Consider the following 23,991-nt stretch of genomic DNA (forward strand, 5'->3'; position numbering starts at 1 on the left):
AGCCGCCTCAGAGAATCTGCGCCGCCTCGTCGAACGACAGGCGCGGCGAGCGCGGGAACAGGTTCTCGTCCGAGCCATAGCCCAGATTGAGGATGTAGTTCGGTTCGACATTGCTGTCGGGGAAGAACTCGGCCTTCACGCCCGCCGCGTCGAACCCGGACATTGGTCCGACGTCCAGACCCAACGCGCGCGCGGCGATGGTCAGATAGCCGCCCTGCAGCGAGGCGTTGCGGAAAGCGCTCTCGCGACGGCCGGCTTCGTCCGCGAACCAGGCCTTGGCGCCTGGCGCATGAGGGAACAAGGCGTCCAGATGTTCGTGGAAGTCGATGTCCTGGGCGATGATCAGATTGACCGGCGCCTGCTGGGTCTTGGCCTGATTGCCTTCGCTCATCAGCGGGATCAGACGAGCCTTGGCTTGTGGCGAGGTGATGAAGACGAAACGGGCCGGGCTGGCGTTGACCGCCGTGGGGCCGAACTTGGTCAGGTCGTAGAGCTTCTGCAGCAACTCCGGCGCGACAGGGCGATCGGTCCAGCCGTTGCGGGTGCGCGCCTCGGTGAAGAGTTGCGACAGGGCGGCGTCCGACAGCGGAGCGTCGCGTTGGGTGATGGCGTCATAGGCCATTGGAAAGCGTCCTGATTAAAAAGCAACAAGTGCAGGTGCTGATTTAATCGCTTCCGCAACCATCACAAGTGCGAATATCGCAATTCATCGTTTCTGATGCTGCATCTCTCCGGCGGCGGTTGTGACGAAAAACACCCCTGTCGCAGGCCGCCGCTTGCCCCTATCTAGGGAGGATGAAAGACCTGACACAACTGATGCAGCAGGCCCAGGCGATGCAGCAAAAGCTGCAGGACGCCCAGGCGAAGATGGCCGAAACCTCCGCCGAGGGCTCCTCGGGCGGCGGCCTCGTCTCGGTGTCCCTGCGCGGACCGGGCGAAATCACCGCGATCAAGATCGACGACAGCCTTCTGTCGCCCGGGGAGGGCGAGATCCTGGCCGACCTGATCGTCGCCGCCCACGCCGACGCCAAGCGCAAGCTGGATGAACAGAACAACGCCCTGATGCGCGAAGCCGCCGGGCCGATGGCCGGGATGAACATTCCGGGAATGCCGAAACTGTTCTGATGGCCGCCTCCGCCGGGCCGGAGATCGAACGGCTGATCTCCCTTCTCGCCAAACTGCCGGGCCTGGGTCCGCGCTCCGCCCGGCGTGCGGCCCTGGCCCTGCTGAAACGGCGCGAGCAACTGCTGGTGCCGCTGGCGGCGTCGCTGGCCGAGACGGCGGAAAAGGTCGTGTCCTGTTCGGTGTGCGGCACGCCCGACACCCGCGACCCCTGCGCCATCTGTTCGGATGGATCGCGCGACAACGGCCTGATCTGCGTGGTCGAGGAGGCCGGCGCCCTGTGGGCCATGGAGCGATCCGGCGCCTTTCGCGGCAAATACCATGTGCTGGGCGGGCTGCTGTCCGCCCTGGACGGCGTCGGGCCCGAGCATCTGCGCATCACAGAACTAGTCGGGCGCGTGCGGGGCGGCGGGGTGCGCGAGGTCGTGCTGGCCCTGCCCGCCACCGTGGACGGCCAGACCACCGCCCACTATGTCGCCGAACGGATCGGCGGCCCCGAAGTCGAGGTCACGTCCTTGGCGCGCGGCGTGCCGGTCGGCGGAGAGCTGGACTGGCTGGACGACGGCACTATCGTCCAGGCCCTGAAAGCTCGCCGCCCCGCCTGACAGCGATCAGTTCGAAGGCGTCGACGGCGCGTTGACGTTGGGCGCCTCGCCGGTCGGAACCGGCGCGGCCCTGCCGGTCGCGTCCGTCGGCGCATCGGCCGCCGGCGGCGTCTGGCTGTCACCCGCAAAATCCCGCGTATCCGCTGCGGTCGGGCCGGTTTCGTCGTTCTGGGCGTTGAAGCCGCCGTTGGAGATCATCCAGATCCCAAGCAGCAGCACCGCCGCCGCCAGCGTCGACACGACCAGCAGCACCAGGATGCGCGGACCCTTGCGTCCGCTGCGCACCAGTTCGGCGTCGACCGGGCGACCTTCGTGGACGGCGTCGGCGGCCTTGTCGTGGCGTTCGGGTTCTTGCGGGATCATCGGCGTCGCTCCTCCGTGGACATCTTCAGCCAAACCAACGTCATCGGAACGGCTACGTTCCTGAGAGGCGGGCCTGCGCTTCTCATCGGCAGCGACTCCCGCTAGGAACGGAGCATGAACATGCTCGTGCCCATCCTCGCTCTTCTCGCGGCCGCCTTTGCGGGCGGTTTCCTGTGGGCCTTCATGGGCTGGCAGAGAACGCAAGGCGCGCTGGCGGCGGCCGAGGCGCGCATCGATCTGGTCGAGGAAAGCCGCGTCACCATGGGCGAACTGCTCAAGGCCCAGGCGGCCCAGTCGGCCCAGGTGGTGGCGGACCAGATGGTCAGCCGCGCGACCGAGACCTTCCGCGCCCAGGACCAACTGGCGCGCGAGCGGATGGCAGCCCAGTTGAAGCCCGTCGCCGACACCCTGAACAAGTTTCAGGAACATGTCGCGGCGCTGGAAAAGACCCGCTCCGAAGAGACCGGCGGTCTGCGCGAACAACTGACCCAGTTGATGGCGGCGTCCTCGGCGACGCGGGACGAGGCGCGCAAGCTGACCGAGGCCCTGCGCGGCAACACCGGCCGGCGCGGCCGCTGGGGCGAACAGACTTGCCGAAACGTGCTTGAGGCCGCCGGTATGGCCGGCCGGTTCGACTTCACCGAACAGACGTCCAGCGCCGACGACGAGGGCCGCCAAAACCGGCCCGACTTCATCGTCCGCCTGCCCGGCGGCGGCATGTTCGTCATCGACGCCAAAGTGCCCCTGGCCTTCGACGAGGGCGACGGCGACGAAGAGGCGCGCGCCCGTTCGGTCGGTCTGCGCACCGCCGCCAGCCTGAAGACCCACGTGCGCCAGCTGTCGTCCAAGGCCTATCAGGACCAGTTCAAGTCCAGCCCGGATTTTGTCGTCCTGTTCGTGCCCGGCGACGCCTTCCTGGTCACCGCCCTGGACCACGAGCCGGACCTGATGACCCAGGCGATGGCGTCGCGCGTGGTGATCGTCACCCCCTCGACCCTGTTCGCCCTGTGCAAGGCCGTCGCCTATGGGTGGCGGGCGGAAGAACAGGCGGCCAATGCCGATAAGGTCGCGGCCCTGGGGCGCGAACTCTACAAACGGCTATCGGTCATGGGCGGCCACGCCTCGGCCGTCGGCCGCGCCCTGGATCAGGCCGTGGGCAAGTACAATCAGTTCGTCGGCTCGCTGGAGAGCCAGGTCATGGTCTCGGCCCGCCGCTTTGAAGACCTGCAGGTGGACCACGAAGGCAAGGCCCTGCCGGATCTGACGCCGGTGGAGACGTCGCCGCGCGTCATCGCCCGTCCGGAGCTGATCGCCTCGTCCAGGTCGGAGTAGGGCGTCTTTCTGTGGAAAGGGCGCTTGACAGGCGTCGCGGTGTGATGTCAATGCAACTTGTCAATTGGACAAGGGGTATTGACTGATGCGTAAGTGGCGGCCGGTAATCAAGGCGACGGTGATCACGTTCGGCGGCGGGCTGCTGTTCGCCTTTCTGGGCGGCATTGCGGTTGGCTACGCCTCCAGCTCCGGTTGGATCGCCTCTGAACTCGGTGAGTTGATCGTGACCGGCATCTGCGCCGCCGCCATCATGGCGGGCGCGCTGTGGATCGGCGCCGAATGGATGCGGGTGATCGACGAGGCCGCGCGCGAAGCCCACAAGGCCGCCTGGTATTGGGGCGGCACGGCCGGCATGTGCGTCAGCGGCGTGGGATTGATCCTGTCCTCCGCCGGACCGTGGCGCGACATCATCGCCCGCCACGTCGGATCGGGCGGCTCTCCCGTCGACTATATGTCCGCCGGCGCCGCCTTGATGATCGCCCCCATGCTGATCGGCTACACCGTCGTCTGGGCCTGGTGGTGGCTAGCGCGGATGCGGGGCTGAGCCATGAACAATCGTCTCAAGGTCCTGCGCGCCGAGCGTGACTGGAGCCAGGCGCAACTGGCCGAACACCTGGGCGTGTCGCGCCAGACCGTGAACGCGCTGGAGACCGGCCGTTACGACCCCTCCCTGCCGCTGGCCTTCAAGATCGCACGCATCTTCGGCCAGCCCATCGAATCCATCTTTTCCGACGATCAGGAGCCGACGAAATGAAGTCTCGCTCACTCTCTCCCACCTCGTGGCCCCGCTGGGTCCGGGCCTTCGCCTTCGGCGCCCTGTTCGGCGTGATCGGATACGGCGTCGGCGGCTGGCTGGCCAAGGTCGCGCCGGGCGGGTTCGGCCTGATGGACAAGGCCATACGCTGGTCCGACATGCTGGCCATGCTGGTCGGCGCCGCCCTGGTCCTGGGCGCGCTGTGGGCGCTTTACGTCAGCCTGGACGCCAAACGCCTGGGCCGGATGTACAATCTGGAAGGCGCCGCATCGCCCGAGGAAACCGGTCTCGCCCGGTTCCAGGCGGCGGTCATGGGCTTCTCCGGCGTCATCCTGACCCTGCCGATCGCGTTCAGCCTGACGGGCGTCAGCCCCGTGCTCGGCCTCGGCGCCATCGGCCTTCTGGTGGTGCTGCACACGGTGATGAACGTGCGCGTCTATCGCCAGGCCGACGAACTGCTGCGTCGCGCCGTGATGGAGGCGGCGGCCGTCACCTTCTTCGCCGGCCAGCTTGTGCTGTTCCTGTGGGCCGCGGCCGAACGCCTGGGCGCCGCCCCGGCGATCACCGCGTGGGACATCTACGCCGTGCTGATGACGCTGTATCTCGGCGTCTCCATCTGGATCAGCGCCCGTCGCGGTCTGGCCTGACCCCTCATTCCTTTTTGTTTCCTGAACCCAAGAGTGACCTCATGACCTTTGCCGCCCGCCTCCGATCCTCCGTTTCCACCCTCGCGCGCGGCGCCATCGGCGTCGCCGGCGGCTTGGCCCTGTTTGTCGCCATCGCCGGAGCCCCGGCCGACGCCCTGGCCCAGACGACGTCACCCGCTGTCGCTGGGCCCATCCAGGGCCAAGGTCCCGCCCTGTGGGTGATCAAGGATGCGGATTCGACCCTGTATCTGTTCGGCTCGGTTCACGTTCTGCGCCCTACGACCGGCTGGGCCAGTCCCCGTGTCGAGGCCGCCTTCGACAGCGCCTCGGACATCTGGTTCGAGATCAGCAATCCCGACGACCAGGCCGCTCTCATGCCGCTGATCCAGCAGCACGGCCTGTCGCCGGAGACGCCTCTGTCCAGCCGCCTTACGCCCGAGGAGAACGCCGAACTGGAGGCTGCAGCCCAGGCCATGGGATCGACGGCCGCGCAGCTTCAACCCCTGCGGCCCTGGCTGGCGGCGCTCAGCCTGTCGGTCGCCCCCCTGGTCAAGGCCGGCTATGATCCCAAGTCCGGCGTCGAGCTGGTGCTGAAGGCGCGCGCCGAGGCGGCGGGCAAGCCGATCCACGGGTTCGAGACCATCGACAAGCAGATCGGCATCCTCGCCTCCCTGCCCGACGACGTGCAGATGGCCTTCCTGCGCGAGACGCTGAAGGATTACGAGAACGCCGTCACGATGCTGGACACCATGGTCGAGGCCTGGGCCAAGGGCGACGTCGCCACCCTGGACCGCGTCATGGTCGAAGAAATGAAGACCGCGTCGCCCGCCCTGTATCAGGCCCTGCTGGTCGACCGGAACACCGATTGGGCCAATCAGATCCAGACCCTGCTCGAAGGCTCCGGCACGACCTTCATCGCCGTGGGCGCCGGACACCTGACCGGCGACGAGAGCGTCCAGGCCATCCTGCAAAAACGCGGCCTCACGGTCGAAGCGGCGAACTGAGAACGAAAAGGAGGCGCGGCGGCATAGTCGCGCCTTCGCCAACCGCTTCGTCTGTCAGCTGGAGCGGGCAGCGGGAATCGAACCCGCACGAGCAGCATGGGAAGCTGCCAGGCTACCACTACATCATGCCCGCGATGGCCTGAGGGCGGTCTATCTCAAGGTAAGACGGGGCTCAAGACGCGCGCGTCATTCTCTCGCGCATAACGCTGGGCGATGATGGTGCAGGCGAACAACTGGATTTGGTGGAACAGCATGATCGGCAGGACGATCAGCGGAACAGCGTGACCGGCGAACAGGATGCCGGCCATGGGGATGCCGGTGGCCATGCTCTTCTTGGAGCCGCAAAACAGGATGACGATCCGGTCGGGGCGGTCGAACTTCAGCGCTCGTCCGGCGATCAGGGTCAGGCCCAGCACCACGGCCAGCAGCACGATGTTCAGGCCGATGACCTTGACCAGGTCCATAGGGGCCACCTGAGACCAGACGCCGGCGACGACGCCTTCGCTGAAGGCGGCGTAGACGATCAGCAGGATGGACCCGCGGTCCACCAAGCCGGTCAGTTTGGCGTGACGGGTCAGCCAGTCTTTCAGCAAGGGGCGGCATAGCTGGCCCACGGCGAATGGGACCAGGATCTGCAGGCCGATGTCGAGGATGGACTGCAGGTGGATGCCGCCGCCCGCTCCCCCGATCATCAGGGCGACCAGCAGCGGCGTCACGATCACGCCCAACAGATTCGACAGGCTGGCGCTGGTCAGGGCGCCCGCGACATTGCCGCCGGCGATGGAGGTGAAGGCGATCGACGACTGCACCGTGGACGGCAGCAGGCACAGATACAGCATCCCCGTCAGCAGGTCGGGCTGAAGCGATCCACGCATCAGAAAGACCAGGCCCAGACCCAGCAGGGGAAACAGCACGAAGGTCGAGAGGAAGACCGTGCCTTGCAGCCGCCAGTGCAGCAGACCCGCGCCGATGGCCGCCGGCGACATGCGCGCGCCATACAGGAAGAACAGCAGGGCGATGGCCGCCTTGACCACCCAGTCCATGACCACGGCGGCCTGTCCGCTGGCGGGCAGCAGCGCCGCCAGTATCACCATCCCGATCAGGGCCAGTAGATAGCCGTCGATGGGCAGGCGGGACAGGAAACGGGGCATGGACGGCTCAGGCTGCGGCAGGCTGACGCACAGATAGGCGCGTCCGCCCCCGCATTGAACCCCGCGCCCCTATTCCGCCCTGTCTATTCCGCCCCGGCGCGGTTCTTGACCAGGTCGTCCACCACCGTCGGATCGGCCAGGGTCGAGGTGTCGCCCAGCGACCCGATCTCGTTCTCGGCGATCTTGCGCAGGATGCGTCGCATGATCTTGCCCGAGCGGGTCTTGGGCAGGCCCGGCGCCCACTGGATCACGTCGGGCGCGGCGATAGGGCCGATCTCGTGGCGGACGTGGGCGACCAGGGCCTTGCGCAGGTCCTCGGTCGGCTCGACCCCGTTGTTCAGGGTGACATAGGCGTAGATGCCCTGGCCCTTGATGTCGTGCGGATAGCCGACGACCGCCGCCTCTGCGACATCGTCGTGCAGCACAAGGGCGCTCTCGACCTCCGCCGTGCCCATCCGGTGGCCGGACACATTGATGACGTCGTCCACCCGGCCGGTGATCCAGTAATAGCCGTCCTCATCGCGACGGCAGCCGTCGCCGGTGAAATAGCGGCCCGGATAGGTCGAGAAATAGGTGTCGAAGAACCGCTGGTCGTCGCCATAGACGGTGCGCATCTGGCCCGGCCAGCTGTCGGTGATGCACAGATTGCCGGACGCCGCGCCCTCCAGCGGCTGGCCCTCGGCGTCCACGATCTCCAGCTCGACGCCGGGCAGGGGCAGGGTGGCCGATCCCGGCTTCAGGTCCGTGGCGCCGGGCAGGGGGGTGATCAGATGGCCGCCCGTCTCGGTCTGCCACCAGGTGTCCACGATGGGGCAGCGGCCGTCGCCAACCACCTCGTGATACCAGCGCCAGGCCTCGGGATTGATCGGCTCGCCGACTGTGCCGAGCAGGCGCAGCGAGGCGCGCGAGGACGCCTTCACCGGCGCGTCGCCTTCGCGCATCAGGGCGCGCAGCGCCGTGGGGGCGGTGTAGAAGATCTCGACCTTGTGCTTGTCCACCACCTGCCAGAACCGGCCGGCGTCGGGATAGTTGGGCACCCCCTCGAACATCAGGGTCGTCGCCGCATTCGCGAGCGGCCCATAGACCATATAGGAGTGGCCCGTGACCCAGCCCACGTCGGCGGTGCACCAGAAGACCTCGCCGGGGCGATAGTCGAAGACGATCTCGTGCGTCCAGGCGGCCCAGAACAGATAGCCGCCCATGGTGTGCAGCACGCCCTTTGGCTTTCCGGTCGAACCCGAGGTGTAGAGGATGAACAGCGGATCCTCGGCGTTCATCGGCTCGGGCGGGCAGTCGGCGCTGACCTTGGCGGCTTCCAGGCCGTAGTCGAAATCGCGACCCTCGATCATCGGCACGTCGCGGCCGGTGCGGCGCACGACCAGGACGGTGTCGACCTTCACCTTCGTCAGGGCTTCGTCGACATTGGCCTTCAGCGGAACATGTTTCCCGCCGCGCAGACCCTCGTCGGCCGTGATGACCAGATTCGAGCCGCAGTCCTCGATCCGGCCGCTCAGGCTGTCGGGCGAGAAGCCGCCGAACACCACCGAATGGACAGCGCCGATGCGCGCGCAGGCCAGCATGGCGTAGGCGGCCTCGGGGATCATGGGCAGATAAAGGGTGATCCGGTCGCCCTTCTTGGCCCCGTGCGCCTTCAGCACATTGGCCATGCGGCACACTTCGGCGTGCAGTTCGCCGAAGCTGATGTGGCGGCTGTCGGCGGGATCGTCGCCTTCCCAGATGATCGCCGTCTCGTCCTTGCGATGAGGCAGGTGGCGGTCGATGCAGTTCGCCGAGACGTTCAGCACGCCGTCCTCGAACCAGCGGATGCGGAAGTCTTCCTTCTTGAACGAGACGTCCTTGATCCGGGTCGGGGGGGTGATCCAGTCCAGACGCTTGGCCTGTTCTGCCCAGAAGACGTCGGGCGTCTCGCGCGCCGCGATCCGCGCCGCCTCATAGGCCTCCCGGTTCATATGGGCCTTGTCGGCCCAGTCGGCAGGGACGGGATAGAGGTCGAGATCAGGCACGCGAGACGTCTCCGGGGAAATCAGAATCCGTATTTGGCGAACAGGATCAGACGGGTCATGTCGCCGCTGGCGCCGGTCTCGATCTCGCGGTCTGCGAACATCAGCTCGGCCCCGACATCAAACGCCGTAACCGGCGACCAGATCAAATTCGCATGCACGCTTTGCGCCGAACGGTTGACCGCCAGGCCAGTGAAGCCGGTGTCGTTGTCCACCTTCTGCGCCGACCAGATCAGGCTGGAGCGCCAGCCGGGCGCCCAGACGTGGCGGTAGGCGGCGAAGCCGGCGACCACGCCAATGGAGTCCAGTTCGCCCGAGGCGTCCAGCACGGCGTCGTTGGAGAAGTTCAGGCCGACATATCGGCCGATGCCCTCGCCCCCGGTCAGCATCAGGCGGATGTCGTCCTTTGACCCGACCTTGATCTTGGTCGAGGCCGACAGGCCCCAGCCGGTCGCGGTGGAATCGATGTTGGTCGCCGGATTCTCGTATTTCAGCTGGCGCAGCAGGCCGGCGAACTGGAAGTCGCCCCACGGCTGAGACACGGCGTAGCGGGCGGTGAAGTCCGGCAGGCTGTTGTCGTCGGCGACGATGCGCGCGCCGCCGCCGAACGGGGTCACGGTCGTCTCGGGGTTCTCGACCGAGACCGAGAAGGGACCGCGCGTATAGCGGACCTGGACCTGACGGGCGAAGACCGTTCCTTCCGCCGCGCCGATGAAATCGGCGGATTCAGGCAGGACGGCGGTGTTCTGGAAGTTGGTCCACTCCTGGCCGATCAGCCAGTTGTCGATGGTGATGAAGGCGCGACGCAGGGCAGGGTTGGCGGGACTGGTGGTCCGCTGATCACCGGCGCCGGGCAGGGTCTGGAAGTCCATCTCCATGCGGGTGCCGATCTTGTGGCCGCCGACCATGCCGTCGGTCGTCAACCAGAAACGGGTCTGACGGGCGTTGAAGTCGGTCGCCGTATCCTCGTCGGCGCCGCCGATGGGGATGGAGCCGGGAATGTGGAATTCACGCAGGGCGTCGCCGTTCGCGGGATCGCCACCGGAATAGCGCGTGGCGTAGGCGTCGACCTTGACGAAGCCGCCGAACTTGACCGTGTGATCGCCGATGCGGAAGCCGTCGCTGGGCGCGGCCGGTGCGGCGGCCTGCTGCACCGGCGCGGCCGGGCGGGTCTCCAGGCGGATGATGTCCTGCTGTTGCGCGGCCTGCTGGGTGCGCGAGGCGACGACCTCGGATTTCAGGGCGTTCAACTGGGCTTCGAGCTGGGCGATGCGCGCTTCCAGTGCGGCCTGGTCCTGCGCCGAGGCGATGCCGGGCGACGCCATCAACGCAACGGCGGCGGCTCCCGCCATTAGGCTTGTCTTGATCATGATGAATCCTCCCGCGCCCATCTAACGCGGGCGTCCCTTCGAAAACCTTTCCGCCTCTGGCCTCGGGGAGCCATTGGCCATTGGTCTAATTTCGACCAAAGTCGAACCGCGCCATGATGGCGACGACGCGGCCGATCAGACGCCGCGCACGGAAGGACGCCTATGGATCGCATCGTCGTCGCCGACGACCATCCCCTGTTTCGCGCCGCCCTGCGCTCGGCCGTCGACAAGGCGGCGCCGGGGGCGACGGTGGTGGAATGCGCCAGTTTGGCCGAGGCCAAGGCGGCGATGGTCGCCGGGCCGGTCGATCTGCTGCTGCTGGACCTGAAACTGTCGGACAGCGAGGGCATGGCCGGGCTCGCCGCCGTGCGGGCCGAACAGCCGACCGTGCCGGTCGCGGTGGTGTCGGCCAGCGAGGATGCGCCCGTGGTGCGCCACGCCCTGGGCCTGGGCGCCGCCGGCTTCATTCCCAAGTCCTCGTCCCTGCCCCAGATGGTCGAAGCCATCGCCGCCATCCTGGCCGGCGACAGCTGGGCGCCGGATGTGCCGGAGGCGGACGACGACGATCCGGCCGGCCGCGTCGCCAGCCTGACGCCGTCGCAACTGCGGATCCTGGAGGGGCTGAAGGCCGGGCGGCTGAACAAACAGATCGCTTTCGACCTGGGCGTATCGGAGGCCACGATCAAGGCGCATCTGACCAGCGTGTTCCGCAAGCTGGGGGTTCACAACCGGACCCAGGCGGTGATCCTGGCCAAGTCGCTGGATCCCAGCTAGCTCGCCAAATCCTAGCTCGACAGGAAGGCCTTCAGCGCCGCCGGCTTGATCGGCTTGGGCAGCAGAACCGCCCCGGCCGCCGTCGCCTGTTCGTTCAGACCGTCGCGGGTGTCGGCGGTGACCAAGGCGATGCGTCGCACGCCGTGAGGCCTCAGCCAGTCGATGACGGCGAACCCTTCCGGCCCGTCGCCCAGATGCAGATCGACCACGGCGGCGTCGAACGGACCCTGAGCCGCCTTGGCCGCCGCGACGCTGGACACCAGCGTCGGTCGCGCGCCCCAGCGTGTCAGCAGGGCGTTCAGCGCGTCCAGGATCACCGGCTCGTTGTCCACGCACAGCACCCGCAGGCCCGCCAGCGGCAGGCGTGCCTCACGCACCGGCGCGACCTCGGGGATCGCGTCGGCGGGGCTGCGCGGCACGGTGATGCGGAAGATCGTGCCGCGTCCGATGCGCGAGCTCAGCTCCAGCGGATGGTCCAGCAGGCTGGACAGGCGGCGCACGATGGCCAGCCCCAGGCCCGCGCCCGGCTCGTCCACCGCGCCCGGCAGGCGCACAAACTCGCCGAAGACGGTCTCGTGATCGGAATCGGGGATGCCGCGCCCGGTGTCGCAGACGAACAACTGCACCGTCTCGCCCTGCCGACGCGCCCCGACCAGCACCCGGCCGGAATCCGTATAGCGGATGGCGTTGGCCACCAGGTTTTGCAGCATGGAGCGCAGCAGGTCGCGGTCGGACGCCGCCCACAGGCGGCTGGGCATGATGGTCAGGCGCAGGCCCTTGGCCTCGGCGACGGGGGCGAACTCGCGGCGCAACTCGTCGAACAAGCCGCCCAGCGACAGCCGGGTCACATTGGTCCGCACCCCGCCGGCCTCCAGCTTGGACAGGTTCAGCAGGGCGGTCAGCAGGCGGTGGGCGCTGTCGATGGCGCGGTCGGCGTTGACGGCCAAGGTGTGGCTGGTCGGCTCCGCCAGCGCAGGCTCCTCCTTCAGCGCGGCGATGAACAGGCGGGCGGCGTGAAGCGGTTGCAGCAGGTCGTGGCTGGCGGCGGCCAGGAACCGGGTCTTGGACGCCGTGGCGTCTTCAGCCACGCGCCGGGCCTCGTCCAGCCGGGCGGTGCGGTCGGCGACGCGGGCCTCCAGCCGTTCGTTGGCCTCTTCCAGCTCGCGCGCGGCGCGGCGCAGGGCGGTGATGTCGGTGTAGCTGGTGGCGTATCCCCCGCCGGGAATGGGCGCGCCTGACGACCGCAGCACCCGACCGTCTGGCTGCTGACGTTCGTGGTCGTGGGGGATGCGGCGGCTCAGCGCCTCCAGCCGGCGTTCGACCCAGGCCTCGATGTCGTCGGGGCTCTCGCCGCGCTCGGCGTTCAGGCGATAGATGTTGGCGATGGGCAGGCCGACGTGGACGAAGCCGACGGGCAGTTCGAACATGGAGACATAGCGCCGGTTCCAGGCGGTGACGCGCAGATCCTCGTCCACCACGATCACGCCCTGGTCGATGTTGTCCAGCGTGGTCTGGAGCAGGTCGCGGTTGAACTGGACGGCCTGGGACGCCTCGTCCAGCATCCGCACCACGTCCTCGGGCGCACGGCCGACGCCGGCCAGGGCCGCCGCGATGACCCGGCGAGCCGAGGCCGCGCCGATGGCGCCGGCCAGCATCCGCTCGGCCGCGCGGGCCAGGGCCGCATCGGCCGGATCGGCGTCGCGCAGCCGGGTGTCGGTCTCGCGGCCCCAGGCGGAGAAGGCGCGCTCGGCCCGCTCGTCGCCGATGAAGCGGGCGACCAGGGCTCGCAGGTCGCCGACCGAGGCGCCTGACGGCGAAGGCTTGGTCTCCATCCAGTCCGGTCCCAGTCGATCCACGAAGGCGCGGGCCTGGACGCGGTCGATCAGCCGGGGCTGAGCAAAGCGCGACACCCCGATATAGGCCGTCAGGTTCAGCGCCAGGCTGACGAAGACGCCCAGGGCCAGCGGGTCCTGGATCCCCAGCATGACGTGCAGGTGCCATGCGGCGCCGGGTGACAGCTGGGGCAGGGCCAGCATGACGATCCACACCGCCATCCCGACCGCCATCCCCGCCAAGGCGCCTTGCGCATGGCCGCCGCGCCACAGCACCGCGCCGAACAGAGAAGGCGCCAGTTGGGCCATGGCGGCGAAGGACACCAGGCCCATGGCGGCCAGGCCGCGCGACTGATCCGTCGCCTGATAATAGAGCCAGGCCAGCAGCAGGACGGCGACGATGGCTCCGCGCCGCACCTGAAGGATGGTCCCCGCCATGTCCGAGGCGTCGCCCCGCACCCGCCAGCGATCCCGCGCCAGGAAGGGCAGGATCAGACTGTTGGACACCATCGCCGACAGGGCCACGGCCTCGACGATGACCATGGCGGTCGCGGCCGAGAAGCCGCCGACGAAGACGACGGCGGTCAGCAGGGATTCGCCGCGCTGGAACGGCAGGGCCAGCACCAGCAGGTCGGAGTTCACCGCCGGCGCGAACAGGGCGCCCGCCGCCACCAGCGGCAGGACCGCCAGACTGGTGAGCAGCAGATACAGGGGAAAGATCCAGCGCGCCCGCTTCACGTCCGACGGCTGGGCGCCCTCGACGAAGGCGACGTGGAACTGACGCGGCAGGCAGAAGATGGCCAGGGTCGAGAGCAGGGTGATGGCGGTGAAGCGCGGCGTAACTTCAGGGGGCGCGGCCAGGGCGCCCAGGCCTTCGATAATGCGGGGGGCGAGCCTTCGTTGACCAGCAGGACCAGGGCGAAGACGGCGACGAACAAGAGGGCGCCCAGCTTGACCATCGACTCCAGGCCGATGGCCTGGATCAGGCCGCGGTTGTGTTCGGTCAGGTCGGGGCGGCGTGCCCCAAACAGGATGGCGAAGAAGGCCAGCACCCCGGCCAGCACCAGCACCGTCAGCCGCTCGGACCCCGCCACCGGCGTACCCGCGGTCAGCAGGGCGCCGGCCATCGACAGCGACTTCAGCTGAAGCGCGATATATGGCAGCGACCCCAGGATGGCGACGACCGTGACCGCCGCGCCCAAGGTCTGGCTCTTGCCGTAACGCGAGGCCACGAAGTCGGCCATGGAGCCGACGTTCTCGCGCCGGGCGGCGGCGGCGATACGGCGCCACAGCGGAAACAGAAGCGTCAGGCCGATCACCGGCCCGATGTAGATCGGCAGATACTCCCACCCGTCCCGCGCCGCCGTGCCGACCGCGCCGTAATAGGTCCAGGAGGTGCAGTAGATGGCTAGCGACAGGGCGTAGACAGACGGCCCCAACCCCTTGCCGCGCGCCCGCGTCGCCGGCCGTTCCTGATACCAGGCGACGGCGAACAGCACCGCCATATAGGCGGCGACCAGGCCGAGGATCGTCAAGCTGAACATGGGGGCATCTGAACCGGGCATGGGCTGTTTCACAAGCGAAAGGCGGGCCGTCTCGCGACGACCCGCCTCACCGTTGCGCCTGAAAGCAGGATCAGGCGTTCAGATCGACGTCCTTGCCTTCCTTGACCAGAAGGAAGCCCAGCACGACCGTCGCAAGGGCGACGATGATCGGATACCAGAGACCGGAGTAGATGTTGCCGGTCGCCGCCACGATGGCGAAGGCGGTGGTCGGCAGGAAGCCGCCGAACCAGCCGTTGCCGATATGATAGGGCAGGGACATTGAGGTGTAGCGGATGTTGGTCGGGAACATCTCGACCAGGGCCGCCGCGATCGGTCCGTAGACCATGGTCACGTAGAAGCCGAGGATGAACAGGATCAGCACCACCATCGGCTTGTTGACCAAGGCGCTATCCGCCTTGGCCGGATAGCCGGCGGCGGTCAGGGCCTCGCCCAGTCCGGCGTCCCAGGTCTTCTTCTGGGCGGCGAAGTCTGCGGTGGTCATGGCGTCGCCCTTGAAGCTGGGGACCACGGCCTGATCGCCGATGCGGACCTCGGCGACCGTCCCGGCGGGCGCTGCGACATTGGTGTAGGTCACGCCCGCCTTGGCCAGGTAAGACTTGGCCACGTCGCAGGAGTGGTTGAACACCGTCTTGCCCACCGGATCGAACTGGACGTTGCAGTCCGCCGGATCGGCATAGACCACGACCGGCGCCGAGGCGGCGGCGGCGGCCAGGCGCGGGTTGGCGGCCTGGGTCAGGGCGTTGAACAGCGGGAAATAGGTCAGGGCCGCGATCAGGCAGCCGGCCAGGATGATCGGCTTTCTGCCGACCTTGTCCGACAGCCAGCCCCAGAAGATGAAGAAGGGCGAGGCGGCCAGAAGCGCGATGGTCAAGAGGACATAGACCAGCGTGGCGTCGACCTTCATGACCCGTTCGAGGAAGAACAGGGCGTAGAACTGGCCCGTGTACCAAATGACGGCCTGACCGGCGGTGAGGCCCAGCAGGGCGATCAGCACGATCTTCAGGTTCGGCCATTTGCCGAAGCTGTCCTTCAGCGGGGTCTTGGAGCCCTTGCCTTCGGCCTTCATCTTCTTGAATGATGGGCTCTCGGCAAGCTTCAGGCGGATCCACAGGGACACGCCCAGCAGCAGGATCGAGACCAGGAACGGAACGCGCCAGCCCCAGTCAGCGAAGGCTTCCTCACCGACCGCAAGCCGGACACCGAGGATGACCACAAGGCTGAGCACCAGGCCGGCGGTGGCCGTGATCTGGATGAAGGAGGTGTAGAAGCCGCGCTTGCCCTGCGGGGCGTGCTCGGCGACGTAGGTGGCGGCGCCACCGTATTCACCGCCCAAGGCCAGACCCTGGATCAGCCGCATCAGCACCAGGATGATCGGCGCCGCGATGCCGATGACCGCATAGGGCGGCAACAGGCCGACGACGAAGGTCGACAGACCCATCAACAGCATGGTGACGAGGAAGGTGTTCTTGCGTCCCCAAAGGTCGCCCAGCCGCCCGAAGACGATGGCGCCGAAGGGCCGCACCGCGAACCCGGCCGCGAAGGCCATCAGGGCGAAGATGTAGCCTGTGGTTTCGTTGACGCCCGAGAAGAACTGGACGGTGATGATCGCCGCCAGCGAGCCGTAAAGATAGAAGTCGTACCACTCAATGACGGTGCCGACCGATGAGGCGAGGATGACCAGACGATCGCTGCGATCGACGGTGTGCTCCCCCTCCCCAGACGCAATTGGAGCGTCGCTCGCCATATCCATTTCCTCCCAAGTCGCCGTTATCGGCCGTTATGCGCATCCCTGCGGATACGTGGACGCCGACATTGACCGAGAGGGAGGCGGCTGGAGAGAGCGACTTTGGTCGAGGATCGCCGATAGGCAAAGGCCGGTCGATCAGCCGTCGATGGAGATGACCGGTCCCAGTTTGGGTTGAACCTGGCCGCGACGGGCGCTGCGACGCTTCAGCCAGCCGCGGATGCGGGTCTGGATCGGATTGTCGATCAGGAAGTGGAAGGCGAAGGCGAAGGCGACGGCCGCCGCGACACCCAGGCCCCAAAGACCCCATTGTGCGGCGACGGGCAGGGAGACGCGGGCCTCCACGGCGTTGACCACGCCGAACCAGACGATGCGGATCACCTCGTTGGAGATGAACATCGAGAAGGAGACCATGGCGGCCGTCTCGACCAGTTTGGAGGGCTTCTTCACCGGCACGGCGCCGGCGGCCAGGATGATGATGGAGATCAGGGCCAGTGCGGCCAGGGCGTGCTTGTCGTGAAGCTCCAGCGCGAAGAAGCCGACGGCGGCCAAGACGCCGGCCCAGCCGGCCAGACGCGGCGCGATCCAGACCTTCTGGGCGAACCAGGCCAGGCACATCCCCAGGAAGAACAGCGGCAGGGCGCGCACGATGCCGTAGCGCATCGGCATCTGATAGACGGGATAGCCCAGGACGTGCCAGCAGAACTGGTTGGCGACCAGATAGACGCCGACGCCCACGGCGAGCGCCGACCACGGACCCAGGCGCATCAGGCCGCGAATGATCCAGGGGAAGGCCAGATAGCAGCCGATCAGGGCCGAGATCGACCAGGTCGGGGCGTTCCAGCCCAGGCCACCGTGAACGCCGTAAGACTGTAGCAGCAGCAGTTGGGCCGGCAACTGGTCCCAGGCGAACCATTCGGGATTGCGGGGCGGGACGCCGGCGGCGCTGGCCAGCAGCACGAACCCGACCAGGGACAGACCCATGATCAGGTGGGCGGGTACGACACGCAGGAAACGCTTGAGGAAGAAGTCGCCCGGCGACATCCGGCCCTTGTCCACCGCCGCGCCATAAACGCGCATCAGCACATAGCCGCTGTCGATCAGGAAGAAGTTGGTCAGCAGGAAGCCGCCGCGCTCGAAGATCGGATTGATCACGTGCGCCAGGGGCGCCGGCCCTGCGGCCTGGAAGTGATGCAAGATGATCAGGAAGGCCACGATGAAACGCAGAGCGTCCAGCCAGCCGCCGCGCGCGATCTGAACTGTCTCATTGCGGGTCGAAATTACGGACCAGGGCATCGTTAGAGCCTCCTTCCGCCGTCTCGCCGCAAGAGATGCGCCAGTTCGCGCGGTTGGAGAAATCCTAACCCCGGACCAGGCGCAGGAACTCCTCGCGGGTGCGGGGATCGTCGCGGACGACGCCGATCAGGTGGCTGGTCGACAGGCTGGCGCCCGGCGCATTGACGCCGCGAAGGGTCATGCAGCTGTGTTCGGCCTCGATGACGACGCCGACGCCGTGGGGGCGCAGGACGGTCTGGATGGCCTCGGCGATCTCGGAGGTCATCTTTTCCTGGATCTGCAGGCGACGCGCGAAGCCGCGCACGACGCGGGCCAGTTTGGAAATGCCGACGACGCGGTCGGTCGGCAGATAGGCGACATGCGCCTTGCCCACGACCGGCAGCATGTGGTGTTCGCAGAAGCTGACGAAGCGGATGTCCTTCAGCACGACCAGCTGGTCGTAGCCGCCCGTCTCCTCGAACGTCTTCTCCAGATAGGAGAGGGGGTCGACCTCATAGCCCTCGAACAGCTCACGATAGCTGCGGGCGACGCGGGCCGGGGTCTCCAGCAGGCCTTCGCGGTCGGGATTGTCGCCCGCCCATTCGATCAGGGTGCGGACGGCGGCTTCGGCGTCGGCCTGGGTGACTTTGGGGGGAAGAGCGTCGGTCATGGGGCCTACATAGCGGGGCGATTACGGGAATGGGAGGGCCTGGGCCGCCCTTTACGAAGCGCGGCCGTTTTCAGACCTCGGCCCCGAAAAACACCGTCTGAATGGTGCACTTCGTCTCAAATCCAGACGACGCCACGCAAAAAACACCGTCTGAATAGTGCACTTCGTCTGAAACCCGGGGGGGTTTCAGGTCCGGCTGAATGGTCAAGTCGGGATGCGGATGGCCACCTTCAAGGCCTGTCGCGAGACTTTCGGAGCCAGGGCGCGGCCGTGCGACGAGCGCCGCTTGTAACCTTCTGCATTTCCGTGCGTTACGGCTCAGCTAAAAGGCAAGAGGACGGCATGACGGACGGCGAGACCAAGCAAGACCAGGCCGCCTTCGGGATCGCCGGACTGGACGACATTCTGGCCGGGGGGCTGGAGCGGGACAGACTGTTCCTGCTGGAAGGCAATCCGGGCACCGGCAAGACGACCGCCGCCATGAAGTTCCTGATGACCGGGGCGTCGCTGGGCGAGACGACGCTCTACATCACCCTGTCCGAGACGGAAGAAGAGCTGCGGGCCACGGCTCGGTCGCACGGCTGGTCGCTGGACGGCATCGAATTGTTCGAACTGGTTCCGCCGGAAAGCCTGCTGGATGAACAGCAGCAGCAGAGCCTGCTCTATTCCTCCGACCTGGAACTGGGCGAGACCAGCCGCATGATCCTGGAGGCGGTCGAGCGGCTTCAGCCCCAGCGGGTGGTGATCGACAGCCTGTCGGAAATCCGGCTGCTGGCCCAGGGGTCGCTGCGCTATCGGCGCCAGGTGCTGGCGCTGAAACACTATTTCGCCAAGCGCGGCGTGACGGTGCTGATGCTGGACGACCTGACGACCGACGCCAACGACAAGACGGTTCACAGCGTCGCGCACGGCGTGATCCAGCTGCAGGAGCTGGTGCCGGAATACGGGGCCGAGCGGCGCCGGGTGCGGGTGATGAAATATCGCGGGCGTCGATTCCGCGGCGGCCATCACGACTTCACCATCAAGACCGGCGGCCTTGAGGTCTATCCGCGCATCGTCGCTTCCGAACATCGCACCAAGTTCAAGCGCGAACCCATGTCCAGCGGCGTGGCGGGTCTGGACGCCCTGCTGGGCGGCGGGGTCGAGCGCGGGTCGAGCGCTCTGATCCTGGGGCCGGCAGGGACGGGCAAATCTCTGGTCGCGGTGAACTTCGTGACGGCGGCGATCGCGCGAGGAGAGAAGGCCGCCATGTTCGTCTTCGACGAGGAACTGGGCCTGCTGTTTTCGCGGATGCGCGAGATGGGCATCGATCTGGAGACGATGCAGGCCGAAGGGTCTCTGATCGTGGAACAGGTGGACGCCGCCGAACTGGCGCCGGGCGAGTTCGCCGCAAGGGTTCGAAACTGTGTCGACAATCACGACGTCAAGACCGTCGTGATCGACAGTCTGAACGGCTATCAAGCGGCCATGCCGCAGGAGCAGTTCCTGGTCCTGCACATCCACGAACTGCTGCAGTACCTGAACCGCCAGGGCGCCACGACCTATCTGACGGTGGCCCAGCACGGGTTGGTCGGGGACATGAAGGCGCCGGTGGACGTGACCTATCTGGCCGATACCGTCATCCTGCTGCGCTATTTCGAGGCGGTGGGCCTGGTGCGACGCGCCATCTCAGTCATCAAGAAGCGCGCCGGCGGTCACGAGAAGACCATCCGCGAGTTCGACATCGGGACCGACGGCCTGACGCTGGGCGAGCCGCTGTACGGTTTCCAGGGCGTGCTGCGCGGCGTGCCAAACTTCGTGGCCCAGGACGGCGAAGGCCTGATGGGCGACCGCTCCGAATGACACGGGGCGGGGAGCTTTCCGAACGCGCCCTGGTCCTGGCGCCCGTCGGGCGTGACGCCGTCGTCGCCGCCCAGATTCTGACGGAGGCGGGTACGGTGGCGCAGGTCTGCGACACGCTGGATGATCTTCTGGCGCGGATGATCGAGGGCGCGGCCCTGGCGGTGGTGGTCGAGGAGATGCTGATCAACGGCGACCTCAACGCCCTGTCCGCCTGGATCGAGGGGCAGCCATCCTGGTCCGACTTTCCCTTTCTGGTGCTGAATCGGCGCGGCGGCAGCGTCGAGCGCAATCCGGCGGCGCGTCGGCTGTCGGTGACCCTGGGCAATGTCAGCTTTCTGGAGCGGCCGTTTCACCCGACCACCCTGGTCAGCGCGGTCGATACGGCCTTGCGAGGCCGCAAACGCCAATATGAGGCCCGCGAACGGATCGCCGAAATCCAGCGCGCGGAGGCGATGCTGGAACGCCGGGTCGCAGACCGCACCGCCCAACTGCAAGACGCCAACCGCGAACTGGCCGCCCAGATCGTGGAACGCGAGAAGGTGGAGACGGCGCTGCGTCAGGCGCAGCGTTTGGAGGCCGTCGGCCAGCTGACCAGCGGCGTGGCGCACGACTTCAACAACCTGCTGACCGTCGTGCTGGGCAATGTCGATCAGCTGAGGAAGAACGAGAGCGATCCCAAGGTGCTGCGTCGGCTGGACATGATGCGTGAGGCCTCGCAACGCGGGGCGCGGCTGACGGCGCAGATGCTGGCCTTTTCGCGCCGCCAGAAGCTGGAGCCGCGGGCGGTCGATCTGAACGAGACGGTGCGCAGCATGGGCGACATGCTGCAAAGCGCCATCGGCGGCAGCGTGCAGATCCAGCCGCCGCAACTGGCCTCCGACCTTTGGCCGGCGATGATCGACCCGACGCAGATCGAACTGGTGATCCTCAACCTGGCCATCAATGCGCGCGATGCGATGGAGGTCGGCGGGTCGCTGACCATCCGCACCGAGAACGCCGCGACCGCCGCCCAGACCGGGGTATTGGGCCAGCCTGAGGAACTTCCGGCCGGCGACTATGTGGTGGTGTCGGTCCGCGATACGGGCTCGGGCATGACGGAAGACGTGTTGTCGCGGGCGTTCGAACCCTTCTTCACCACCAAAGAGGTCGGCAAGGGTTCGGGCCTAGGGTTGAGCCAGGTGTTCGGTCTGGCCAAACAGTCGGGCGGCGGGGTCAGCATCGACACCGAGGTCGGCACGGGCACGACGATCCGCATCTTCCTGCCCCGTGCGGAGGCCCAGCCGATGCAGGAGCGCGAGGTGAGCGGCGAACTGATGACGGCCCACGATGCGGGCCTGGTCGTGCTGGTGGTCGATGACGACGAGGCGGTGAGGAACGTGACCGCCGGCTACCTCAGCGACCTGGGCTATGATGTGATCGAGGCCGACAGCGGCGGGGCGGCGCTGGAAAGCCTGGAGCATCACGACCGGATCGACGCCATGGTGCTGGACTTCGCCATGCCGGGGATGAACGGCGGCGAGCTGGCGCGCGAACTTAAGGCGCGCCGACCGTTCGCGCCGATCCTGTTCGCCACCGGATATGCTGACGCCGAGGCCCTGATCGACGTGGGCGAGGACCTGATCGTGCGCAAGCCGTTCACCCAGGCCGAACTGGCGCGCAAACTGTCTCGCACCCTGGCGGCCTGATCCGCGTCGAATACGCGTTTGGTTAGCGGCCTGTTAACCATCCTGTCGGCATTTTCTGCCCAGTATCTCTGGGGAGCGTGAGCCGATGAACGGCGCGGAAGTTCTGGACGTCGGGCGTGACGCCATCTGGCTGACGATACAGCTGTGCCTGCCGGTCCTGATCGTGGGCCTGGTGGTCGGCGTGGTGATCGGCCTGTTCCAGGCCCTGACGCAGATCCAGGAACAGACCCTGATCTATGCGCCCAAGATCATCGCCATCTTCGTCAGCCTGATCCTGTTCCTGCCGCTGATGGGCGCCCTGTTGGGCGGTTTCATGCGCCAGATCGCGGCCCGCATCGCGGGGATGTAGTGGAGGCTTACGCGACCGCCGATCAGGTCTGGGCCGGGGGACTGATCTTCGCCCGGATCGCGGCGATCCTGATGCTGATCCCCGGTTTCGGCGAGGCCTATGTGCCGCCGCGCGTGCGGCTGTCGCTGGCGCTGGTGATCAGCCTGGCGCTGTGGCCGGTGGTGCGCGGATCGCTGCCTGGATTACCCGACAGCGTGGGGCTGATGGTCGGGTGGATTATCCGCGAGGTGGTCGTCGGCCTGATGATCGGCCTGTTGCTGCGCATGTTCATGACGGCCCTGTCGACGGCGGGCGAGATCGTGTCGCTGCAGACGACGCTGAGCTTTTCGCAGACCGCCAACCCGATGCAGGCCCAGCCGGGCACGACCATCGCCGCCTTTCTGACCCTGCTGGGGGTGACGCTGCTGTTCGCCACAGACACCCATCACCTGTTCATCGCCGGCATGGTGGGGTCCTATCGGCTGATCTCGCCGGCTCAGCCGCTGGTGATGGCCGACTTCACCCAGATGGCGGTGCGCACCCTGGGCGACAGCTTCATGCTGGGGGTCCAACTTGCGGCGCCGGTGCTGGTCTTCGCCCTGATCTTCAACCTGGCGTCCGGCCTGGTGGCGCGCGTCATGCCGTCGTTCCAGGTCTATTTCGCCGCCGCGCCCTTGAGCGTCATCCTGGGCCTGTCGATCTTCGCGCTGAGCCTGGGTGCATTGGGCACCATTTTCATCGACCGCTACCGCCGCCTGGCGGAGTATTTCGTGTTCGGAGGCCCCAGTGGCTGAAGGTGCGGATCCCGAGTCGAAAACCGAAGAGGCGACCCCGCGAAAGCTTGAGGACGCCCGAAAGAAGGGCGATTCGGCCAAGTCGCCCGACGTCGCCCAGGTCCTGTCGCTGGCGGGGGCGGCGGCGGTGATCCTGATGGCGGGGGGCTGGTTCGCCTCGTCCATCGCCGAACAGATGCTGCCCTTCATCGCCGCCCCGCACGAGATGCTGGGCACGCTGAACTCGGGCGCCGGCAACCAGATCATGGTGCGCACGGTCTGGGCCATCGCGCCCTTCCTGGGGGCGGTCATGCTGGCCACCATCCTGGGCGGAGTGGGGGGCAATCTGGCGCAGTCGGGCCTGATCTTCACCGCCGAGAAGCTGAAGCCGAAATGGTCGGCGGTCAGCCCGTTGCAGGGGTTCAAACGGATATTCGGACCCGACGGCCTGATGCAGTTCGTCAAGACCTTCCTGAAGCTGATCGCCGTCTGCGTGGTCTGCTGGATGGTGCTGAAGCCGCACCTGCGCGAGTTCGAGAACATGGTGGCGATGAGCCCGCTGGCGATCCTGCCGCTGGCGCGCGACATGGCGGTGTCGCTGTTCTTCGCCTCGATTCTGCTGCTGGGAGCGACCGCAGGCGCCGACTTCGTCTGGCAGAAGATGCGCTTCGCCAAGCGGATGCGGATGACCAAGGAAGAGCTGAAGGAAGACTACAAACAGTCCGAGGGCGACCCGCACATCAAGGCCAAGCTGAAGCAGATCCGCATGCAGCGCGGCCGCCAGCGGATGATGGCCAATGTGCCCACGGCCACCGTCATCGTCACCAACCCGACCCACTATTCGGTCGCGCTTCGCTATGAGCCGGATCAGGGCGACGGGGCGCCGATCTGCGTGGCCAAGGGCGTCGACGCGCTGGCGCTGCGGATCCGCGAAGTGGCGACCGAGCACGGAGTGCCGATCGTGGAGAACGTGCCGCTGGCGCGCGCGCTCTACGCCACGGTCGAGGTGGACGAGATCATTCCGCGCGAGCATTTCGACGCCGCCGCCAAGATCATCGGCTTCGTCTTCCAGTCCAGAAAGCGTCGGTAAGAGTGCGTCAGGATTTGAGCGTATGATCTGGCCACTGATTCGCG

General features: G+C 67.1%; 23 protein-coding genes and 1 tRNA gene. 13 read left to right on the forward strand and 11 right to left on the reverse strand.

Going from position 1 to position 23,991, the window contains the following annotated elements:
- Positions 1-7: 7 nt before the first annotated feature.
- Entirely contained in the window at positions 8-622 is a 615-nt protein-coding gene (locus ACZZZD_RS12010; protein ID WP_463435306.1) for a malonic semialdehyde reductase, read from the reverse strand.
- A gap of 173 nt (positions 623-795) precedes the next feature.
- Here ACZZZD_RS12010 and ACZZZD_RS12015 point away from each other — a divergent pair, with 173 nt between their 5' ends.
- Together ACZZZD_RS12015 and recR are read left to right on the forward strand one after the other, a co-directional pair.
- Positions 796-1,125 (forward strand): YbaB/EbfC family nucleoid-associated protein, encoded by a 330-nt coding sequence (locus ACZZZD_RS12015; protein ID WP_463435308.1) that lies wholly within the window; start codon positions 796-798, stop codon positions 1,123-1,125.
- Positions 1,125-1,727: a recombination mediator RecR gene (gene recR / locus ACZZZD_RS12020; RefSeq protein WP_463435310.1), complete on the forward strand. Its 603-nt coding sequence runs from the start codon at positions 1,125-1,127 to the stop codon at positions 1,725-1,727. The genes ACZZZD_RS12015 and recR overlap by 1 nt, the downstream gene beginning before the upstream one ends.
- 6 nt (positions 1,728-1,733) lie before the next feature.
- On the opposite strand, the gene ACZZZD_RS12025 is transcribed toward recR, so the two are convergent.
- On the reverse strand, positions 1,734-2,090 hold the full coding sequence (locus ACZZZD_RS12025; RefSeq protein ID WP_463435311.1) for a hypothetical protein: 357 nt from the start codon (positions 2,088-2,090) through the stop codon (positions 1,734-1,736).
- 114 nt (positions 2,091-2,204) lie between these two features.
- On the opposite strand from ACZZZD_RS12025, the gene ACZZZD_RS12030 reads away from it, so the two are divergent.
- From ACZZZD_RS12030 to ACZZZD_RS12050, 5 genes are all read left to right on the forward strand, one after another.
- Entirely contained in the window at positions 2,205-3,422 is a 1,218-nt protein-coding gene (locus tag ACZZZD_RS12030) for a DNA recombination protein RmuC (RefSeq protein ID WP_463435313.1), read from the forward strand.
- An 85-nt stretch (positions 3,423-3,507) separates the two neighbouring features.
- Positions 3,508-3,966, forward strand: a complete 459-nt coding sequence (locus ACZZZD_RS12035; protein ID WP_463435315.1) for a hypothetical protein — start codon at positions 3,508-3,510, stop codon at positions 3,964-3,966.
- A 3-nt stretch (positions 3,967-3,969) separates the two neighbouring features.
- Positions 3,970-4,176: a helix-turn-helix transcriptional regulator gene (locus tag ACZZZD_RS12040; protein ID WP_135194562.1), complete on the forward strand. Its 207-nt coding sequence runs from the start codon at positions 3,970-3,972 to the stop codon at positions 4,174-4,176.
- Positions 4,173-4,823, forward strand: coding sequence for a hypothetical protein (locus ACZZZD_RS12045; RefSeq protein ID WP_463435317.1), 651 nt, complete (start codon positions 4,173-4,175; stop codon positions 4,821-4,823). Before ACZZZD_RS12040 ends, ACZZZD_RS12045 begins: the two co-directional genes overlap by 4 nt.
- A gap of 41 nt (positions 4,824-4,864) precedes the next feature.
- Positions 4,865-5,827, forward strand: coding sequence for a TraB/GumN family protein (locus ACZZZD_RS12050; RefSeq protein WP_463435318.1), 963 nt, complete (start codon positions 4,865-4,867; stop codon positions 5,825-5,827).
- A 59-nt stretch (positions 5,828-5,886) separates the two neighbouring features.
- Here the strand turns inward: ACZZZD_RS12050 and ACZZZD_RS12055 are convergent.
- The 4 genes from ACZZZD_RS12055 to ACZZZD_RS12070 all read right to left on the reverse strand — a co-directional run bounded on the left by ACZZZD_RS12055 (position 5,887) and on the right by ACZZZD_RS12070 (position 10,369).
- Positions 5,887-5,960 (reverse strand) — tRNA-Gly (locus ACZZZD_RS12055).
- 22 nt (positions 5,961-5,982) lie between these two features.
- On the reverse strand, positions 5,983-6,978 hold the full coding sequence (locus tag ACZZZD_RS12060; RefSeq protein WP_463435320.1) for a bile acid:sodium symporter family protein: 996 nt from the start codon (positions 6,976-6,978) through the stop codon (positions 5,983-5,985).
- Positions 6,979-7,061: 83 nt separating this feature from the next.
- Positions 7,062-9,002, reverse strand: coding sequence for an acetate--CoA ligase (gene acs / locus ACZZZD_RS12065; protein ID WP_463435322.1), 1,941 nt, complete (start codon positions 9,000-9,002; stop codon positions 7,062-7,064).
- A gap of 20 nt (positions 9,003-9,022) precedes the next feature.
- Positions 9,023-10,369 carry a DcaP family trimeric outer membrane transporter gene (locus ACZZZD_RS12070; RefSeq protein WP_463435324.1) on the reverse strand — a complete coding sequence of 449 codons (1,347 nt, stop codon included), beginning with the start codon at positions 10,367-10,369 and terminating at the stop codon, positions 9,023-9,025.
- Positions 10,370-10,531: 162 nt separating this feature from the next.
- Between ACZZZD_RS12070 and ACZZZD_RS12075 the strand changes: the two genes are divergently transcribed.
- Positions 10,532-11,143 (forward strand): response regulator transcription factor, encoded by a 612-nt coding sequence (locus tag ACZZZD_RS12075; RefSeq protein WP_463435326.1) that lies wholly within the window; start codon positions 10,532-10,534, stop codon positions 11,141-11,143.
- 11 nt (positions 11,144-11,154) lie between these two features.
- Here the strand turns inward: ACZZZD_RS12075 and ACZZZD_RS12080 are convergent, their stop codons facing one another.
- The 5 genes from ACZZZD_RS12080 to folE all read right to left on the reverse strand — a co-directional run bounded on the left by ACZZZD_RS12080 (position 11,155) and on the right by folE (position 18,229).
- On the reverse strand, positions 11,155-13,713 hold the full coding sequence (locus ACZZZD_RS12080; protein ID WP_463435327.1) for a hybrid sensor histidine kinase/response regulator: 2,559 nt from the start codon (positions 13,711-13,713) through the stop codon (positions 11,155-11,157).
- Entirely contained in the window at positions 13,710-14,519 is an 810-nt protein-coding gene (locus ACZZZD_RS12085) for an SLC5/6 family protein (protein ID WP_463435329.1), read from the reverse strand. The genes ACZZZD_RS12080 and ACZZZD_RS12085 overlap by 4 nt, the downstream gene beginning before the upstream one ends.
- Positions 14,520-14,610: 91 nt before the next feature.
- On the reverse strand, positions 14,611-16,284 hold the full coding sequence (locus tag ACZZZD_RS12090; protein WP_463435331.1) for an MFS transporter: 1,674 nt from the start codon (positions 16,282-16,284) through the stop codon (positions 14,611-14,613).
- A gap of 138 nt (positions 16,285-16,422) precedes the next feature.
- A complete protein-coding gene (locus ACZZZD_RS12095; protein WP_463435333.1) occupies positions 16,423-17,580 on the reverse strand; it encodes an acyltransferase family protein in 1,158 nt (385 codons plus the stop codon).
- Between the two features lie 64 nt (positions 17,581-17,644).
- Positions 17,645-18,229: a GTP cyclohydrolase I FolE gene (gene folE, locus ACZZZD_RS12100; protein WP_463435335.1), complete on the reverse strand. Its 585-nt coding sequence runs from the start codon at positions 18,227-18,229 to the stop codon at positions 17,645-17,647.
- 342 nt (positions 18,230-18,571) lie between these two features.
- Between folE and ACZZZD_RS12105 the strand changes: the two genes are divergently transcribed.
- The 5 genes from ACZZZD_RS12105 (at position 18,572) to flhB (ending at position 23,947) form a co-directional block, all read left to right on the forward strand.
- On the forward strand, positions 18,572-20,071 hold the full coding sequence (locus tag ACZZZD_RS12105; RefSeq protein WP_463435337.1) for an ATPase domain-containing protein: 1,500 nt from the start codon (positions 18,572-18,574) through the stop codon (positions 20,069-20,071).
- Positions 20,068-21,756, forward strand: coding sequence for a response regulator (locus tag ACZZZD_RS12110; protein WP_463435338.1), 1,689 nt, complete (start codon positions 20,068-20,070; stop codon positions 21,754-21,756). Before ACZZZD_RS12105 ends, ACZZZD_RS12110 begins: the two co-directional genes overlap by 4 nt.
- A gap of 85 nt (positions 21,757-21,841) precedes the next feature.
- Positions 21,842-22,105, forward strand: coding sequence for a flagellar biosynthesis protein FliQ (gene fliQ, locus ACZZZD_RS12115; RefSeq protein WP_135194575.1), 264 nt, complete (start codon positions 21,842-21,844; stop codon positions 22,103-22,105).
- Positions 22,105-22,878: a flagellar biosynthetic protein FliR gene (fliR, locus tag ACZZZD_RS12120; protein WP_463435340.1), complete on the forward strand. Its 774-nt coding sequence runs from the start codon at positions 22,105-22,107 to the stop codon at positions 22,876-22,878. Before fliQ ends, fliR begins: the two co-directional genes overlap by 1 nt.
- Positions 22,871-23,947: a flagellar biosynthesis protein FlhB gene (gene flhB, locus ACZZZD_RS12125; protein WP_463435342.1), complete on the forward strand. Its 1,077-nt coding sequence runs from the start codon at positions 22,871-22,873 to the stop codon at positions 23,945-23,947. Before fliR ends, flhB begins: the two co-directional genes overlap by 8 nt.
- Positions 23,948-23,991 lie beyond the last annotated feature (44 nt).

Source organism: Brevundimonas sp. AC546 (assembly GCF_979258305.1).